The sequence below is a fragment of the Mesorhizobium sp. ISC15 genome, assembly GCF_037162615.1.
In the GTDB taxonomy this organism is placed as follows: domain Bacteria; phylum Pseudomonadota; class Alphaproteobacteria; order Rhizobiales; family Rhizobiaceae; genus Mesorhizobium; species Mesorhizobium mediterraneum.
Genome location: NZ_JAVSPX010000001.1, coordinates 1,941,713 through 1,958,037 on the forward strand (window position 1 = coordinate 1,941,713; position 16,325 = coordinate 1,958,037).

Here is a 16,325-nt window from a genome sequence, read left to right on the forward strand (position 1 = left end):
ACGTCGCTCTAACGGTCGAGCAGGGCCTGCAGCGTCTCGATGCGGTCGGCTTCGGCCGCCGGCTTGTCCCAGCGCAGCCGTGAAATGCGCGGAAAGCGCATGGCGACGCCGGATTTGTGCCGTGTCGAGCGGTTGAGTCCTTCGAACGCCACCTCCAGCACGAGGCCTTGTCTGCGGTCGGCTCGCACCGAGCGGACCGGGCCGAAACGCTCGATCGTGTTGTCGCGGACATATTTGTCGATCTGCCTCAGTTCTTCGTCGGTGAAACCGAAATAGGCCTTGCCCACCGGCACCAGTTCCTCCGACCCTTCCGGCCCGGACCAGACGCCGAACGTGTAATCGGAATAAAAGCTCGAACGTTTGCCGTGGCCGCGCTGGGCATACATCAGCACGGCGTCGACCGTGTGCGGATCGCGCTTCCATTTGAACCATGGGCCTTTCGGCCGACCGGCGACATAGGGCGAATCCCAGCGCTTCAACATTACGCCTTCGATGACCGGATGCAGCGGCTTGCGGCGCAATTCCTCCAGCGCCTGCCAGTCGGTGAACTCGACCAGCGGCGAAAGATCGAAGCGGCTCGGATCGAGACTCCTGACGAAGGCTTCGAGGCGGCTGCGCCGCTCGTGGAAGGAGAGCGGCCGCAAGTCCTCGTCGCCGATCTGAAGCATGTCGTAGCAGCGCATGAAGGCCGGGTATTGCTGCTGGATCTTCAGCGTCACGCTCTTACGGTTCAGCCGCTGCTGCAGGTCCGAGAAAGTGCCGGTCGCCTGCAAGGGATCGCCGACCAGAAGCTCGCCGTCGAGGGTGGCGGAAAAGTCCATAGCGTCGGCGAGATCCGGAAAGGCACCGGAGACGTCGTCGCCGGTGCGCGAATAGAGCCGGCGCACACCGCCTTCGCAAACCGCCTGGACGCGGATGCCGTCCCATTTCCATTCGGCGGCGTAGTCGGTCGGATCGAGCTTTTCGAGATCGCCGTCGCCGACCGGCGTCGACAGCATCACCGGCCGGAACAGCGCCAGCGCCGTTTTCTCAGGTTTCTCGGCCTTGCCTTCCAGCCAGGCGAACAGCTCGGCATACGGCGGCGTCAGCCCATGCCACAGCTCCTCGATCTCGGCGATGTCGACCTTGCCGAGATCGGCCAGCGCCTGCTTGGCCAGCCGCGCCGAGACGCCGATGCGCAGGCCGCCGGTCACCAGCTTTATGATGGCGAAGCGCGCCGAGATGCTGGCGCTGTCGAGCAATCCGGCCAGCACCTTCGGTCCATCGGAACGGCTCGCCGCCTGCAGCTTTGCCACGACCTCGGAGAGCGTCGGCTCGTGGTTGATGATATCCTCGGGCGATTGCGGCCAGACCAGCGACACCGTCTCCGCCAGGTCGCCGACATAGTCATAGGAATAGCCGAACAGCACCGGGTCCATGCGCTCCATCACCAGCATGCGCAGCATCGCCGGCTTGACCGCCGCGATGGTGAGATCGCCGGTGATGGCGGCCAGCGCCAGGCCGCGATCCGGATCCTCGACGCTGCGAAAGTAATCGGTCAGCAGCGTCAACTTGCCATTGCGCGACGGCGTCAGGACGAGGCGATCGAGGAGTTCGGCGAAGCGGTTCATGAGGGTACGCGCCAGGCCAATCGGGAAAGCTTGCGATCCTTCGCGCCCCCCTCTGTCCTGCCGGACATCTCCCCCACGAGGGGGGAGATTGGCAGTTTCGTTCTTGCCGCCCGTCCTGCAACGTCAGTGATTGGCGAAAGCCGGCGCGACATCCGATCTCCCCCCTTGAGGGGGAGATGTCCGGCAGGACAGAGGGGGGCGCCGTAGAGCTCTGCGCAGGTGACCACCGAACCTCCCGCCATCAATCGCCCTCGTCCTCATAGCCGACGAGATGCAGCGGCCGCGCGGCAATGCCTTCGAGCTCGCACCAGCGCACCAGGGCCTCCTCGCGGCCATGCGTCACCCAGATTTCCCCGGCGCCGGTCTCCTTGATCGTCGCGGTCAGTTCGTCCCAGTCGGAATGGTCGGAAATGATCAGCGGCAGCTCGACGCCGCCCTGTTTGGCGCGCTGGCGGATGCGCATCCAGCCGGACGCAAAGCACGAGATCGGATCGGGAAAGCGCCGCGCCCAGCGGTCGGCGAAGGCCGAAGGCGGGCCGACGATGACGGCGCCGGTGAAATCGCCCTTGCCACCGCTTTCGACCGTCGCCGGCTCCAGTGTCCCGAGGTCGATGCCCTGGCCCTGGTAGTAGTCGCTGAGCTTGGCCAGCGCGCCGTGGATGTAGATCGGCCTGTCGTAGCCGGCATCGCGCAGCAAGCGCATGACGCGCTGCGCCTTGCCGAGCGCATAGGCGCCGACCAGATGCGCGCGTTCGGGAAACTGCGCCGTCGATTTCAGCAGGCGGGCGATCTCTTCGGTATCGTGCGGATGGCGGAACACCGGCAGGCCGAAGGTCGCCTCGGTTATGAATACGTCGCATTTGACCGGTTCGAACGGCTCGCAAGTCGCGTCCATCTGGCGCTTGTAGTCGCCCGACGCGACGATGCATGTGCCCTGATGCACGACCTCGATCTGCGCCGAGCCGAGCACATGGCCGGCCGGATGGAAGGTTACGGTGACGTCGTTCAGCGCAATCGTCTCGCCAAGTGCGGCCGCTTGCGTCGTCCCGGCAAAGCCTTCGCCGTAGCGAAGCCCCATAATGTCCAGCGTCTGTTGTGTGGCCAGCACCGAGCGGTGGCCGGAACGGGCATGGTCGGAATGGCCGTGCGTGATCAGCGCCCGGTCGACCGGCCGCACCGGATCGATGAAAAAATCGCCGGGTGGGCAATAGAGGCCCTCAGGCCGGGGATGAAGCAGGTCGCTGGCGCGCATGGCTTAGAGATAGTTGCTAATTCCGGCGCGGGAAGCCTGTTGCAAGTGACTGCTGACTCGGCCTACAGGCAACGGCCGGCGGGACCTCCGTTTTTGGGCCTCGTCCGGCGCCCTTTTTCGTTCACCTGCGCCACGTGTGGCACAGGCTGCGAAAAAGCCCGATTCGCATGCCCGAAAGGGCGGGACATCGATACGGAGGACATTCCATGCGCTGGAACTTGGTGGTCTTGGCATCTTGCCTGGCGATGGCCGGCTGCGCCGGCGCCTCGATGGCCGAACGACAGGATGAGAATGTCCAGTCGTCGCTGCAATATGATAGCGTGCCTTGCGATCAATTGCTGGCGCAACGAAACGAGCTGGCGCAGCGATATCGCCTTTCGCAGGATGCCAAGCCGTCCTTCTCCGATCCGGGGGTGGGCCTCGGCCCATTCACGCCGGACGTCCGTTCCAAGACCCAGCGTGACGTCGAACAGGCAAGCGGCCGGATCGACGCCATGAACCGGTCGATCGCCCGCCGCGAATGTGGCAAGCCGGCCAAGCAGACCAAGCTTGGCTTGCCTAGTTAATACCCCGCGTCGCGATCCACCAGGTTCTCGAGCTTCTCGCCGCGCTCGAAGGCGGCCATCTGGCGCAGCATGATCGGCGCCAGATGGACGGGGTCCGAGGTCGCCGCCGCATGCGGCGTCACGAACACCTTCGGGTGGCTCCATAGCGGGCTGGTCTTCGGCAGCGGCTCGACCTCGAACACGTCGAGGCTCGCTTCCTTCAGCGTGCCGTCCTCCAGCGCGCGCGCGATGTCGGCATCCTTCTGCAGGCGGCCGCGCCCGGCATTGATCAGCACCGAGCCACCGAGGCCGTTGCGTTTCCTCAGCTCCTTCAGCACGCCGTAATTGACGATACCTTGCGTGTGCGGCGTGAGCGGCAAAAGCACCACCAGAATGTCGGTGGCATTGAGGAAGGGGATCAATCCGGCCTCGCCAGCATAGGTCGAAACGCCCTTCATCGGCCGCTCGCTGCGCGACCAGCCATTGACCGCAAAGCCGAGCGATAAAAGCACCGACGCTGCTGCGCGGCCAAGCGTGCCGAGCCCCATGATGCCGACAGAGATGTCGCCGGCCGGGCGCTGCGGCGGCTCGTGCCAGATCTTCCTTTTCTGCTGCGTTCGGTAGAGCATGCCCTGGCGGTGATGATCGAGCACCCGCCAGACGACATATTCGGTCATGTACTGGGTCAGGTTGTCGGCGACGACCTTCACGATCGGCACGTCGGGCACAGTGGGATCGGCCAAGATGTGGTCGACGCCGGCGCCGATCGAAAAGATGGCGCGCAGATTGGGCAGAGACGACAGAAGGTTCGGCCGCTGCTTCCAAACCACCGCATAGGTGATCGAGGGATCGCTGGCGCCGTCCGGCTCGAGCACCACCTCGCGTTCCGCCGACAAGAGTTCGCGCCAGCGTTGCGGATGAAAGCCGGTGACGGCAAGCAGGATACGGCCTTTTTCCATTTCGGATTCTTTTTCCTATTTACGCGACCCTGTCACTCGCTGACGATGCCGACCGGCGCCGTCTCGATCCTGAACGCGGCCGAGATCAGCGCCTTGGTATAGTCGGTCTGCGGCCGTTCGAAAATCTGTTCGGAGGGGCCGGCCTCGACGATCCTGCCATTGCGCATGACGATGACGTCGTTGGCAAGCGCGCGGATGACCTTCAGATCGTGGCTGATGAACAGATAGGCGAGGTCGTGCTTCGCCTGCAGGCTGCGCAGAAGGTCGACCACCTGTGCTTGCACGCTCATATCGAGCGCCGAGGTCGGCTCGTCCAGCATGACGAAGCGCGGGTTGAGCACCATGGCGCGGGCGATGGCGATGCGCTGGCGCTGGCCGCCGGAAAACTCATGCGGATAGCGATTGCGCGTGGCGGGATCGAGCCCGACTTCTCCGAGCACATCGACGATGCGCTTATCACGTTCATCGGGCGACAGTTTCGGCTCGTGGATCTTCAGCCCTTCCTCGATGATCTCGGAGACCGACATGCGCGGGCTCAAGGACCCGAACGGATCCTGGAAGACGATCTGCAACTCGCGCCGCAGCGGCCGCATGGCGTTGAAAGTCAGCTCGTTGATGTCGCGCCCGTTGAACCGAATGGTCCCGGTCGAAGAGATCATCCTGGCCAGCGCCAGGCCGAGCGTCGTCTTGCCCGAGCCGGATTCGCCGACGACGCCGAGCGTCTGGCCGGCGCGCACGGTGACGTCGATGCCGTCGACCGCCTTCACATTGTCGACGGTGCGCCGAAAAAAGCCTTTCTTGATCGGAAACCAGACTTTTATGTCCTGGCCCGTCATCACAGGCTTGGCGGCAGCGTTGGCCGCCGGCGGCTTGCCCTTCGGTTCGGCGGCCAGCAGATGCCGCGTGTAGCTATGCTGCGGGTTGGCGAAAATATCCTTCGTCGGCCCGGTCTCGACGATCTTGCCTTTTGTCATCACGCAGACCCGGTCGGCGATCTTTCTGACGATGCCGAGATCGTGGGTGATGAACAGCATCGACATGCCCTTGCGGCTCTTCAGCTCCGCAAGCAGTTCGAGGATCTGCGCCTGCACGGTGACGTCGAGCGCCGTTGTCGGCTCGTCGGCGATCAGCAGTTCCGGCTCGTTGGCCAGCGCCATGGCGATCATGACGCGCTGGCGCTGGCCGCCGGAAAGCTGGTGCGGATAGGCGTCGAGCCGCTTCTCCGGCTCGCGGATGCCGACCTCGTTGAGCAGCTCCAATGTGCGCGCCTTGGCCTGGCGGTCGCCCAGGCCCCGGTGCAGCGTCAGGACCTCGACGATCTGCTGCTCGATCGTGTGCAGCGGGTTGAGCGAGGTCATCGGCTCCTGGAAGATCATGGTGATCTTGTTGCCGCGCACGCGGCGCAATGCCTTCTCGTCGGTGGCGAGCAGGTCGGCGCCCTGGAACAGGATCTTTCCCGACGGATGGCTGGCGGCCGGATAGGGCAGCAGCTTCAGCACCGACAGGGCCGTGACTGATTTGCCGGACCCGGATTCACCGACCAGCGCCACCGTCTCGCCCTTGGCGATGTCGAAGGAGATGTGGTCGACAGCCATCGACTGGCGGCTTTCTTGCACGAAGGCGACGCTGAGATCGCGGACGGAGAGGATAGGAGCTTCGCTCATCTGAACGTCTTGCGCGGATCGAAGGCGTCGCGGGTCGCCTCGCCGACGAAGACCAGCAGCGACAGCATCAGCGAGATGACGACGAAGCCGGAAATGCCCAGCCATGGTGCGTTGAGGTTGCGCTGCGCCTGCTTCAGGAGCTCGCCCAGCGAGGCCGAGCCCGGAGGCAGGCCGAAGCCAAGGTAGTCGAGCGAGGTCAGCGTCGAGATCGAGCCGCTGAGCAGGAAGGGCAGGAAGGTCAGCGTCGCCACCATGGCATTGGGCAACAGATGTCGGAACATGATGGTGCCATTGGGCACGCCGAGCGCGCGCGCCGCGTTGACATACTCGAAGTTGCGGGCGCGCAGGAACTCGGCCCGCACCACCCCGACCAGCGCCACCCAGGAGAACAGCAGCATCAGCCCGAGCAGGATGAAGAAGCCGGGCGGCAGAATGGCGGCGACGATCAGCAAGAGATAGAGCACCGGGATCGCCGACCAGATTTCTATGAAGCGCTGAAACAGAAGATCGGTCCAGCCGCCGAAATAACCCTGCAATGCGCCGGCCGTCACGCCGATCAGCGCCGATCCGGCGGTGAGGATCAGGCCGAACAGCACCGAGACCCTGAACCCGTAGATGACGCGCGCCAGCACGTCGCGTGCCTGGTCGTCGGTGCCCAGCCAGTTCCAATTGCCGACGACGCAATTGGGATCGGCGGCACCTTGCGGATACTGGTTGCAACGTGTCTTGACGTCGTAGAGCCAGGACGGCTTGGTGGGTGCCGCCTCGGGGATGGCGTTGTTGACGGTCCGGTAGGAGTAGCGGACCGGCGGCCAGATCATCCAGCCATGGGCATTGATCTCGTCCTGGATGACCGGGTCGCGATAGTCGGTGACCGCATAAAAGCCGCCGAACTTCTCCTCGGGATAAGCGACCACGACCGGGAACAGGATCTCTCCCTTGTAGGAAACGAGAACCGGTTTGTCGTTGGCGATCCATTCGGAAAACAGCGACAGCACGAAAAGCACGAGGAAGATCCACAACGACCAATAGCCGCGCCGGTTGGCCCTAAAATTCTGCAGGCGCCGCTGGTTGAGCGGTGACAGCCAAGGCCGGGCAATCCGGTCCGGCGCCGTTTCGGCTACGGCCCCGGCCATCAGACGTCTCTCCGCTCGAAGTCGATGCGCGGGTCGACCCAGGTATAGATCAGGTCGGACAGAAGCCCGACAATCAGGCCAAGCAGCGAGAAGATGTAGAGATTGGCGAAGACCACCGGGTAATCGCGCTCGACCACCGACCGGAAACCGAGCAGGCCGAGGCCGTCGAGCGAAAAGATATTCTCAATCAGCAGCGAGCCGGTGAAGAAGGCTGAGATGAAGGCGCCCGGAAAGCCGGCGACGACGATCAGCATGGCGTTGCGGAAGACGTGTCCGTAGAGAACCTGCCGTTCCGACAGGCCCTTGGCGCGCGCGGTCACCACATATTGCTTGCGGATTTCCTCGAGGAACGAATTCTTGGTCAGAAGCGTCGTGGTGGCGAAGGCGGACAACACCAGCGCCGTCAGCGGCAAAGTCATGTGCCAGAAATAGTCGACGATCCGCGCCGGCCAGGACAGCTGGTCCCAATTGTCGGAGGTGATGCCGCGCAGCGGGAACCAGTCGTAGAACGATCCGCCGGCAAACAGCACCATCAGCAAGATGCCGAACAGGAAGCCCGGAATGGCGTAGCCGACAATGACGACGCCGCTGGTCCATACGTCGAATGCCGAGCCGTCCTTGACTGCCTTGCGGATGCCGAGCGGGATCGAGATCAGGTAGGAGAGGAGCGTGATCCACAGCCCGATCGAGATCGACACCGGCATCTTCTCCAGGATCAGATCGATCACTGAAATGTCGCGGAAATAGCTGTCGCCGAAATCAAACCGGATGTAGTTCCACAGCATCATGCCGAAGCGCTCGAGCGGTGGCTTGTCGAAGCCGAACTGCTTTTCCAGCTTGGCGATGAATTCGGGGTCGAGCCCCTGCGCGCCGCGATATTTCGAACCGACGTCGCCGGCCACGTCGACATTGCTGCCGCCCGCGTCGCCACCGCCGCCGCCAAGGCGGTCGCTGCCGCCCTGGTTGGTCAGCCTGGCAATGACCTGCTCGACCGGCCCGCCCGGCGCGAACTGGATGACGGCGAAGGAGATAGCCATGATGCCGAACAGGGTCGGGATCATCAGCAGGATGCGGCGCAGGATATAGGCGCCCATCAGGCTCTCTGCGTTCTTTGAGCGAAAATTTCAGGCTTTGCCAATCGTTGCCGCCTTATCCTTGTCGAACCACCACAGTACCTCGACCGGAAAGCCGAAATCGGGCTTCTGCTCGGGAAAGCCGAACATGTCCCAATAGGCGACTCGGTGATTCGCGAGATGATATGTTGGAATCCAGTCTAGCCGCGCGCGCAAGACCCGATCGAGCGCTTTGAGCGCTGTGACCAGCTCGATCCGGCTCTGCGCCTTGCCGGCTGCCTCGATCAGCGCGTCGACGGCTTTGCTTTCCGTGCCGGGATAGTTGCGCATCCCCGGCATTTTCGCCATCCGGGAGTCATAGAGGATTTCCAGGCCGTCGGCAGTCGGCGTCGCCCCGATCGACCATCTGAACAGGTTGAAATCGAAATCGAAATTGCTCTGCCGCGCTTCGTATTGCGTCGAATCGACCTGCCGGATCGAAGCGTCGATCCCGATCGCCTTCATATTCTCGGACCACGGGGAGAAAAGGCGAACGATGCCATCGTCCTCGGCCAGCATTTCCACCCGCAGTCGCTCGCCCTTTTCATTGACGACGAAATTGCCCGCTCGCTTCCAGCCGGCTTCGGCAAGCAGTCTCGAAGCCTCACGCAGCAGCTTACGGTCGTGGCCCGAACCGTCGGAGACAGGCTGCATCACCGGTTCGCCGAAGGTTTCCGGCGGCAACTCGGCTCGGAACGGCTCCAGCAGGGCCAATTCCTCGGGCGAGGGCAGGCCCTCGGCCTTGTAATCCGACTGTTCGAAGTTCGAGTGCGAACGCTCGTAGGCGCCGTAAAACAGAACCCGCTTGGTCCATTCGAAATCGAAGCAACTGGCGATCGCCCGTCTCACGCGCACATCACGGAATTGCGGACGACGCTGGTTCAGCGCGACAGCCTGCATGTCCGGCGTTTTCTCGCCGGGAAATTCACGTTTGATGACCCTGCCGTCCTTCAGCGACGGAAAGTCGTAGCCGGTCGCCCATACCCGTGCGGTAAATTCCTCGCGAAAATGCGTGTCGCCCTTTTTCAAGGCTTCAAACGCTGCCTGGCGATTGATGTAAAAATCGATACGGATGCGGTCGAAGTTGTAGAGGCCGCGGTTCACGGCCAGATCGCGGCCCCAATAGTCGGCGACACGTTCATATTCGATGGTCTGTCCGGCCGCCACGCGCCCCACCTTGTATGGTCCGGAACTGAGCGACGGTTTCATCGTCGAGGCATCGAATTCGTTGACCGTATAAAAGGCTTTGGACACGATCGGCATTGCGACGATCGCAAGGATATTCTGCGCCGACTGTTTGCCGTTGAAGGTGAGGTTGACGGTAACCGGATCGACCGCGACCGCTTCAGTCATATGCCGCAACGCTTGGGAAAGGTTCGGATGGCCTTTGTCTTTGTAAAGTTTCAATGCGAAGGCGACGTCCTCAGCGGTCAGTGGCGAGCCGTCGTGGAAGCGCGCTTGCGGTCGCAGGCTGAAGCGGAAGCCATTGCGGTCCGGCGATAAGGTAACGGACTCGGCAAGCAGGCCATAGACCGCGTCAGGCTCATCGAGTGCGCTTGCCATCAGCGAATCGAAACAGAGTTCGGTGCGCGGCGGCGAATCCCCCCTCAACACCAGGGAATTCAACGTGTTGAACGTCAGAAAGCTCTGGTTGAAGGTGGAGTTCGGCGGTGCGAAATTCATCTGGCCGCCCTTGGGGGCGTCCGGATTGACATAGTCGAAATGCGTGAAGTCCGCGGGATATTTAAGGTCGCCGAAGGCCGACAGGCCGTGCAGCTTTACGCCGGTCGGGATGGCGGCGAAGGCCCGGCCTGGCAGCAGCGCTGCCGCCGTGGCCGCGGCGCCCAGAGCCAGAAAGTCGCGGCGGGCCAGAGAGTCGCGCCGGGGGAGCGCCGCCATCAATTGCCACTCTTGTATTTTGCCGCCAGCGCCTTTTCCTTGTCCGCGTCGATCCACCAGGAATTCTGATCGACGCCGCTATAGGCCGGTTGCTTTTCCGGGATGCCGAACTTGTTCCAATAGGCCATCCAGACCACCGACCGATGGTGTTGCGGCACGACATAGTAATTCCACAGCAGCACCCGGTCGAGCGCATGGGTGGCAGCAACCAGATCGTCGCGATCGGTGGCGAAGATGACGCGGTCGACCAGCGCATCGACGACCGGGTTCTTGATGCCGGCATAGTTGCGGGATCCAGGCGTGTCGGTGGCCTTCGAGCTCCAGAAGTCACGCTGCTCGTTGCCTGGCGAATCCGACTGTCCCAGCTGCGATATGGTGACATCGAAATCGAAGTTGTTGACGCGGTTGACGTACTGGGTCTGGTCGATCAGCCGCAGCGTGGCGTCGACACCGATCTTGCGCAGATTGGCGATGTAGGGACTGGAAAGGACCTGGTCGGTGTCGTTCCAGCCGAGGATTTCGAACTTGAACGGCTCGCCCGTCTTGGCATTCACCATTTTGCCGCCCTTGATCACCCAACCGGCCTTGGCGAACAGATCGACCGCAGTCTTCAGATACTTACGCTCCGCCTGTGGCGAATCGTAGACCGGCAGCTTGAATTCCTGGGTGAAGATTTCGGGCGGCAGCTTGTCGCGATATTGCTCAAGGATCTCCAGTTCCTTGCCCTGCGGCAGTCCGCTCGATGCCAGTTCGGTGCCTTGGAAATAGCTTGATGTACGGGTGTTGGAACCGAAGAACAGCGTGCGGTTCATCGACTCGAAGTCGAGCGGGTAAGTCAGCGCGGCGCGCACCAGGCGATCCCTGAACAACGGACGTCTCGTGTTGAGCATGAACGCCTGCATCGGTTCGGGTGAGGCGGTCTTGAATTCCTTCTTGATGACGTCGCCAGCCTGGACTGCCGGGAAATTATAGGCCGTGTTCCAGCGCCTCGAACTGTTTTCCGGCTTAATGTCATCCAGCCCGCCTTTGGTGAAGGCCTGCCACGCCGCATTATCGTCGAGAAAGTAGCTGAAACGCTGGGTGTCGAAGTTCTCCCGGCCGATCTTCACCGGCAGCTTGGCTGCCCAATAGTCGGGCACGCGCTGCCAGATGATTTCCGAGCCCGGCTTGAAGCTGGCGATCTTGTAGGCGGCGGACCCCAGCGGCGGCTCCAGCGTCGGCCTGGTGACGTCGCGCTTCTTGCCATTGGCGTCGGTACCTTCCCACCAGTGCTTCGGCAGCACGACGAGATCGCCGATGATTTTCGGCAGCTCCCGATTGCCCTTCTGGCTGAAATGGAATTCGACTTCGCGGTCCGAGATCGCGACGGCATCGGTGACATTCTCGAAATAGCGACTGTACATCGGGCTGTTGGCCTTCAGCACCTGAAACGACCAGATGACGTCGTCGGTGGTGATCGGCTGGCCGTCGTGCCACCTGGCCCGTGGGTCCAGGCGGTAGGTCGCCGAGGAATAGTCGTCCGGATGTTTGTAGGCGTCGGCGATCAGCGGATGGCTGACGCTGCCCTCGTCGGTCGCCTGCTCCATCAGCGTGTCATAGAGCAGCCCGCCGCCGAACTGTGTGAAGCCGGCTGCCGGCGAACCCTGGACGATATAGGGATTGAAGCTGTCGAACGTGCCGAGCACCACCAAATTCAGCGTGCCGCCCTTCGGCGCGTTCGGATTGACGTAGTCGTAGTGCTGGAAATTATCGCCATATTTGGATTCGCCGATCAGCGACGAGGTGGTGCGCCATTCGTCCGCGAAGGTTGCCTGCAGGCCGCCGGCAAAAGCCGCCATAACCAGCACCGATCTTAGAAACGTTCGGCCAACCGTCATGCCTTCTCCTCTTCGCGATGGCTGTTTAGCGGACAATCTAGATCATTTGACGCTCATGAAAACCGCGACAGGCCGGCTTTGTCGCCGCAGATGCGCTTTTCCCATTAAAAAAGCCGGGCTGAGCCCGGCTTTCCCAAAGATATGTACATGACAATTGCGTTATTGCGCCGGTGCTGGTGCGGGAGCAGCAGGGGCTGGTGCGGGAGCAGCAGGTGCTGCACCCTCTGCCGGCTTGGCCGGCGCCGCACCTTCAGCGGGTGCAGCCGCCGAAGCGCCAGGCGTCGGCAGTGGCTTCGGATTGTCCGACAGCGTGCGCAGATAGGCGATGACGTTGGCGCGGTCCTCATCCTTCGGCAGGCCGGCAAAACCCATAGCGGTGCCCTTCACGTCCTTCTTGGGCGACAAGAGGAAGTGGTCGAGGTTCTCGTAGGTCCACTTCTCCGCGCCGGCCTTCGAATATTCCTTCATGCCAGCCGAATAGGCAAAGCCCTCGTGAGAGGCCACTGGACGATCGACGACGTCCCACAGATCGGGGCCGACCTTGTTAGGCCCGCCCTTTTCGCCGGAGTGGCAGGCCTGGCACTTCTTGAACACGGCGGCACCCGCCTCGACATTGGCGTTGGCCAGGAGATCGGCGATCGGCTTGGCTTCTGCCGCCGGGGCTGCCGGGCCGCCCTCGGTAGGCTCCTCGGTCGCCTCGATGGCGAAGCCGGGTTTTTCCGGTGCGGGGGAGGCGAACAGCGCATCGGACACGATGCCGACGGAGAACACGACGAACACGGTTCCGAGCAGCCCGCCGATCAGCTTGTTGATTTCGAAAGAGTCCATACGCCCCAGGCTCCCTTTTCCGGCGGACCGATCCGTCCACTCCGTCCGTCGGTAATCGTGAACCACCCCGCGAGGCGGTCAAATCGGGCGGAAACTAGGTCTTTTGCTCTGGCGTTGCAACACCTATAAGGGCGCTTCCAGTGAGACCTTTTGCCACTTTTCCCATCCTCTTTTTCGAACGCTTCGTCACCCGATGTCCACGCTCATCCTCATCCCGGCCCGCATGGCCTCGACCCGCCTGCCGGGCAAGCCGCTGGCCGATATCGCCGGCGCTCCGATGATCGTCCACGTCGCCCGCCGCGCCGCCGAGGCCGGGCTTGGCCGGGTGGTGGTCGCCACCGATACGCAAAGCGTGGCCGAAGCGGTGCGCGCGCATGGTTTCGAGGCTGTCATGACGCGGATGGACCACGAATCGGGCTCCGACCGCATCTTCGAGGCGCTGGCGACGCTGGACCCCGGGCGCAAGGTCGAAACGATCGTCAATGTGCAAGGCGACCTGCCGACCATCGATCCCGACATCATCAACGCCGCGTTGAGGCCTTTCGAGGATGCGGCGGTCGACATCGCCACGCTCGGCATCGAGATCGTCCGCGACGACGAAAAGACCAACCCGAATGTCGTCAAGATCGTCGGCTCGCCGCTGTCGGAGACGCGGTTGCGGGCGCTCTATTTCACCCGCGCCACGGCACCTTGGGGGGAGGGGCCGCTCTATCACCACATCGGCCTCTACGCCTATCGCCGCTCAGCGCTCGAACGCTTCGTCGCGCTGAAGCCGTCGCCGCTGGAACGGCGCGAGAGGCTCGAGCAGTTGCGGGCGCTGGAGGCCGGCATGCGCATCGACGCCGAGATCGTGCAGTCTGCGCCGTTCGGCGTCGACACGCCGGACGACCTCGAACGCGCCAGAACCATCCTTTCAACCTGAGACATTTGGTCAACCTGAGACATTTGGCATGCCTGAAAAAACCAACAGAATATCCTTCCAGGGCGAGCCGGGCGCCAATTCAGACACCGCCTGCCGCAACATGTTCCCTGATATGGAGCGGTTGCCGTGCCCGACCTTCGAGGATGCCTTCAACGCGGTCGAGACCGGCAAGGCCGACCTCGCCATGATCCCGATCGAGAACACGATCGCCGGCCGCGTTGCCGACATCCACCATCTCCTGCCGGAATCGAAGCTGCACATCGTCGGCGAATATTTCCTGCCGATCCATTTCCAGCTGATGGTCTTGCCGGGCGTCAGGCGCGACGAGATCAAGACCGTGCACAGCCATATCCATGCGCTCGGCCAGTGCCGCAAATACATCCGCAAGAACGGCTGGAAGCCGGTGGTCGCCGGCGACACGGCGGGTTCGGCCAAGCTGGTCGGCGAGGTGAAGGATCGCACCATGGCGGCGCTTGCCCCGGCGCTGGCCGCGACGCTCTATGGGCTCGACATCATTGAGGAGAATGTCGAGGACACCGACAGCAACGTCACCCGCTTCGTCGTGCTGACGAAGAACAGGCAATGGGCGGAACGCCCATCCGACGCCGCCAAGATGATGACGACGTTCATCTTCCGCGTCCGCAACGTGCCGGCCGCGCTCTACAAGGCGATGGGCGGCTTTGCCACCAACGGCATCAACATGACCAAGCTGGAGAGCTACCAGCTCGGCGCCTTCACGGCGACGCTGTTCTATGCCGATATCGAGGGCCATCCCGACGATCCGCTGGTGAAGCTGGCGCTTGACGAGCTGCGCTTCTTCTCGCGCGAAATGCGGATCCTGGGTGTCTATCCCGCCAGCGAATCGCGCGAGCAATGGAAGGTGGCGGATTAGCTAGCATTCATCGAGAGCTCTGCGGCGTCCTGACCTGGCGCCTTGCCAGATGACGAGTGCCGGGCGACATTCCTGGCATGTGGCTCCTGAAACTGGCGCTCGCAGCCGCTGGATTGTATGCGGCGGTTGTCGCCGTCGCGTATGTGCTTCAGTCCTGGCTGATCTTTCCGGCCGGCTTTGCGGCTTTCGGACCCGATCTGCCGGCCGGGGCCCGCCATGTCGAGTTGGCGACGCAGGATGGCGAGCGCTTCGTTCTGGTGCGCCTGCCGGCAAGACAGGCCGAGCCACGCCCGCTCCTGCTGGGGTTCGCCGGCAATGCCTGGAATGCCGACGCGCTTGCCCTCATGCTGCACCAGCTATTCCCCGAACATGAGGTCGCGGCGCTGCACTACCGCGGATATGCGCCGAGCAGCGGAAGCCCGTCAGCCTCCGCCCTGTTCGAGGACGCCCGACGCGCCCATGACCACCTGGCCACCGACGCCAAAGCCGGCATCGTCGTCATCGGCCTTAGCATCGGCGCTGCGGTTGCGGTCGATCTGGCGACCGTCCGGCCCTTGCGCGGCATTGTCATGGTGACGCCCTTCGACTCGCTGAAGGAACTCGCCGCCCACCACTATCCCTGGCTGCCGGTGCGCCTCTTGCTGCGGCACCGCATGGAGGCGGCAGAAACTCTGCGCGACCTCGATGTGCCCACGGCCGTCATCGTCGCCGAGAACGACACCATCGTTCCAGCGGCACGCTCGGCACCTCTGCGCGAGGCCGCCCGTGATTTGCGCAGCCACATCGCCATAGCGGCTGGCCACAACGACCTCTATGGCCATCCCGACTTCGCCGGCGCGCTACGCGCCTCCGTTGCGGCGGTCACGCACGATTGACGAGCACTGGGTGGCGAGCGGGCAAGCTCTGGCAGCGATTTGGCCGCAAATCGCGATGGGCCGTCAACCGCGCCGCGCCGCCTCGATCGCGGCGACGTCGATTTTCCTCATGGTCATCATGGCATCAAACGCGCGCTTTGCTTCGTCGCCGCCAGCCGCCAGCGCTTCAGTCAGGACGCGCGGCGTGATTTGCCAGGAAACGCCCCACTTGTCCTTGCACCAGCCGCACGCGCTCTCCTGGCCGCCATTGCCGACGATGGCATTCCAGTAGCGGTCGGTCTCCTCCTGATCGTCGGTGGCGATCTGGAACGAGAAGGCTTCGTTGTGCTTGAAAGCGGGACCACCGTTGAGGCCGAGACAAGGAATGCCCGCAACTGTGAAGTCGACCGTCAACACGTCGCCCTCCTTGCCGGCTGGGTAGTCACTGGGTGCATGGTGCACGGCACTCACCACGCTGTCAGGAAAGGTCGCGGAGTAGAAGCGGGCGGCAGCCTCGGCGTCCTTATCGTACCAGAGGCAGATCGTATTCTTCGCCATTGCGGGTTCCTTTCGCCTTGAAGCCAAGATTTCGGCCTTCCCCATCCGCTCCCTTCCGAAATAGGTAGCCAATCGCTTTTCTCCACCCCGGAAGCGTCCGGCCCGCCCCGGCGATCGCAAAGGGCAGCTTACCCTAGCGTCGCGGTCCGCTTTGGGCGGACAGACATTCTCGTTGTTTCCCAAAGCGGACGTTCGCGCGATGACTGGTGTTGGCCCT

The 16,325-nt window shown here is 63.0% G+C and carries 14 protein-coding genes; 4 read left to right on the top strand and 10 right to left on the bottom strand.

From position 1 onward, the window contains the following. Positions 1-8: 8 nt before the first annotated feature. Both RPG13_RS09515 and RPG13_RS09520 read right to left on the bottom strand, forming a co-directional pair. Entirely contained in the window at positions 9-1,610 is a 1,602-nt protein-coding gene (locus RPG13_RS09515; RefSeq protein WP_127290191.1) for a cisplatin damage response ATP-dependent DNA ligase, read from the bottom strand. A gap of 241 nt (positions 1,611-1,851) precedes the next feature. After that, a complete protein-coding gene (locus RPG13_RS09520) occupies positions 1,852-2,862 on the bottom strand; it encodes a ligase-associated DNA damage response exonuclease (RefSeq protein ID WP_127290193.1) in 1,011 nt (336 codons plus the stop codon). 206 nt (positions 2,863-3,068) lie between these two features. Between RPG13_RS09520 and RPG13_RS09525 the strand changes: the two genes are divergently transcribed. Then, complete coding sequence (locus tag RPG13_RS09525) at positions 3,069-3,428, top strand: hypothetical protein (RefSeq protein WP_095487778.1); 360 nt, start codon at positions 3,069-3,071, stop codon at positions 3,426-3,428. Here RPG13_RS09525 and RPG13_RS09530 read toward each other — a convergent pair. From RPG13_RS09530 to RPG13_RS09560, 7 genes are all read right to left on the bottom strand, one after another. After that, on the bottom strand, positions 3,425-4,366 hold the full coding sequence (locus RPG13_RS09530) for a 2-hydroxyacid dehydrogenase (RefSeq protein WP_127290195.1): 942 nt from the start codon (positions 4,364-4,366) through the stop codon (positions 3,425-3,427). The two genes, RPG13_RS09525 and RPG13_RS09530, sit on opposite strands and share 4 nt — an antisense overlap. Before the next feature lie 32 nt (positions 4,367-4,398). Further along, positions 4,399-6,030, bottom strand: coding sequence for an ABC transporter ATP-binding protein (locus tag RPG13_RS09535; RefSeq protein WP_337124888.1), 1,632 nt, complete (start codon positions 6,028-6,030; stop codon positions 4,399-4,401). Beyond that, positions 6,027-7,166 (bottom strand): ABC transporter permease, encoded by a 1,140-nt coding sequence (locus RPG13_RS09540; protein ID WP_127290199.1) that lies wholly within the window; start codon positions 7,164-7,166, stop codon positions 6,027-6,029. The genes RPG13_RS09535 and RPG13_RS09540 overlap by 4 nt, the downstream gene beginning before the upstream one ends. After that, complete coding sequence (locus RPG13_RS09545) at positions 7,166-8,260, bottom strand: microcin C ABC transporter permease YejB (RefSeq protein ID WP_127290201.1); 1,095 nt, start codon at positions 8,258-8,260, stop codon at positions 7,166-7,168. The genes RPG13_RS09540 and RPG13_RS09545 overlap by 1 nt, the downstream gene beginning before the upstream one ends. Positions 8,261-8,290: 30 nt before the next feature. Further along, complete coding sequence (locus RPG13_RS09550; protein WP_337124889.1) at positions 8,291-10,177, bottom strand: extracellular solute-binding protein; 1,887 nt, start codon at positions 10,175-10,177, stop codon at positions 8,291-8,293. Further along, a complete protein-coding gene (locus RPG13_RS09555; protein WP_292218538.1) occupies positions 10,177-12,054 on the bottom strand; it encodes an extracellular solute-binding protein in 1,878 nt (625 codons plus the stop codon). The genes RPG13_RS09550 and RPG13_RS09555 overlap by 1 nt, the downstream gene beginning before the upstream one ends. Before the next feature lie 159 nt (positions 12,055-12,213). Beyond that, positions 12,214-12,882, bottom strand: a complete 669-nt coding sequence (locus RPG13_RS09560) for a c-type cytochrome (RefSeq protein WP_337124890.1) — start codon at positions 12,880-12,882, stop codon at positions 12,214-12,216. Between the two features lie 193 nt (positions 12,883-13,075). Here RPG13_RS09560 and RPG13_RS09565 point away from each other — a divergent pair, with 193 nt between their 5' ends. The 3 genes from RPG13_RS09565 (at position 13,076) to RPG13_RS09575 (ending at position 15,571) form a co-directional block, all read left to right on the top strand. After that, complete coding sequence (locus RPG13_RS09565; RefSeq protein WP_337124891.1) at positions 13,076-13,804, top strand: 3-deoxy-manno-octulosonate cytidylyltransferase; 729 nt, start codon at positions 13,076-13,078, stop codon at positions 13,802-13,804. 28 nt (positions 13,805-13,832) lie between these two features. Next, positions 13,833-14,696 carry a prephenate dehydratase gene (locus RPG13_RS09570; protein ID WP_095487796.1) on the top strand — a complete coding sequence of 288 codons (864 nt, stop codon included), beginning with the start codon at positions 13,833-13,835 and terminating at the stop codon, positions 14,694-14,696. Positions 14,697-14,773: 77 nt separating this feature from the next. After that, complete coding sequence (locus RPG13_RS09575) at positions 14,774-15,571, top strand: alpha/beta hydrolase (protein ID WP_337124892.1); 798 nt, start codon at positions 14,774-14,776, stop codon at positions 15,569-15,571. 63 nt (positions 15,572-15,634) lie between these two features. On the opposite strand, the gene RPG13_RS09580 is transcribed toward RPG13_RS09575, so the two are convergent. Further along, entirely contained in the window at positions 15,635-16,108 is a 474-nt protein-coding gene (locus tag RPG13_RS09580; protein ID WP_126103778.1) for a VOC family protein, read from the bottom strand. Between the last annotated feature and the right edge of the window lie 217 nt (positions 16,109-16,325).

Coding starts and splice junctions, on each gene's coding strand:
- RPG13_RS09515 (WP_127290191.1), bottom strand. CDS start 1,610: ATGAACCGCTTCGCCGAACTCCTCGATCGCCTCGTCCTGACGCCGTCG.
- RPG13_RS09520 (WP_127290193.1), bottom strand. CDS start 2,862: ATGCGCGCCAGCGACCTGCTTCATCCCCGGCCTGAGGGCCTCTATTGC.
- RPG13_RS09525 (WP_095487778.1), top strand. CDS start 3,069: ATGCGCTGGAACTTGGTGGTCTTGGCATCTTGCCTGGCGATGGCCGGC.
- RPG13_RS09530 (WP_127290195.1), bottom strand. CDS start 4,366: ATGGAAAAAGGCCGTATCCTGCTTGCCGTCACCGGCTTTCATCCGCAA.
- RPG13_RS09535 (WP_337124888.1), bottom strand. CDS start 6,030: ATGAGCGAAGCTCCTATCCTCTCCGTCCGCGATCTCAGCGTCGCCTTC.
- RPG13_RS09540 (WP_127290199.1), bottom strand. CDS start 7,166: ATGGCCGGGGCCGTAGCCGAAACGGCGCCGGACCGGATTGCCCGGCCT.
- RPG13_RS09545 (WP_127290201.1), bottom strand. CDS start 8,260: ATGGGCGCCTATATCCTGCGCCGCATCCTGCTGATGATCCCGACCCTG.
- RPG13_RS09550 (WP_337124889.1), bottom strand. CDS start 10,177: ATGGCGGCGCTCCCCCGGCGCGACTCTCTGGCCCGCCGCGACTTTCTG.
- RPG13_RS09555 (WP_292218538.1), bottom strand. CDS start 12,054: ATGACGGTTGGCCGAACGTTTCTAAGATCGGTGCTGGTTATGGCGGCT.
- RPG13_RS09560 (WP_337124890.1), bottom strand. CDS start 12,882: ATGGACTCTTTCGAAATCAACAAGCTGATCGGCGGGCTGCTCGGAACC.
- RPG13_RS09565 (WP_337124891.1), top strand. CDS start 13,076: ATGTCCACGCTCATCCTCATCCCGGCCCGCATGGCCTCGACCCGCCTG.
- RPG13_RS09570 (WP_095487796.1), top strand. CDS start 13,833: ATGCCTGAAAAAACCAACAGAATATCCTTCCAGGGCGAGCCGGGCGCC.
- RPG13_RS09575 (WP_337124892.1), top strand. CDS start 14,774: ATGTGGCTCCTGAAACTGGCGCTCGCAGCCGCTGGATTGTATGCGGCG.
- RPG13_RS09580 (WP_126103778.1), bottom strand. CDS start 16,108: ATGGCGAAGAATACGATCTGCCTCTGGTACGATAAGGACGCCGAGGCT.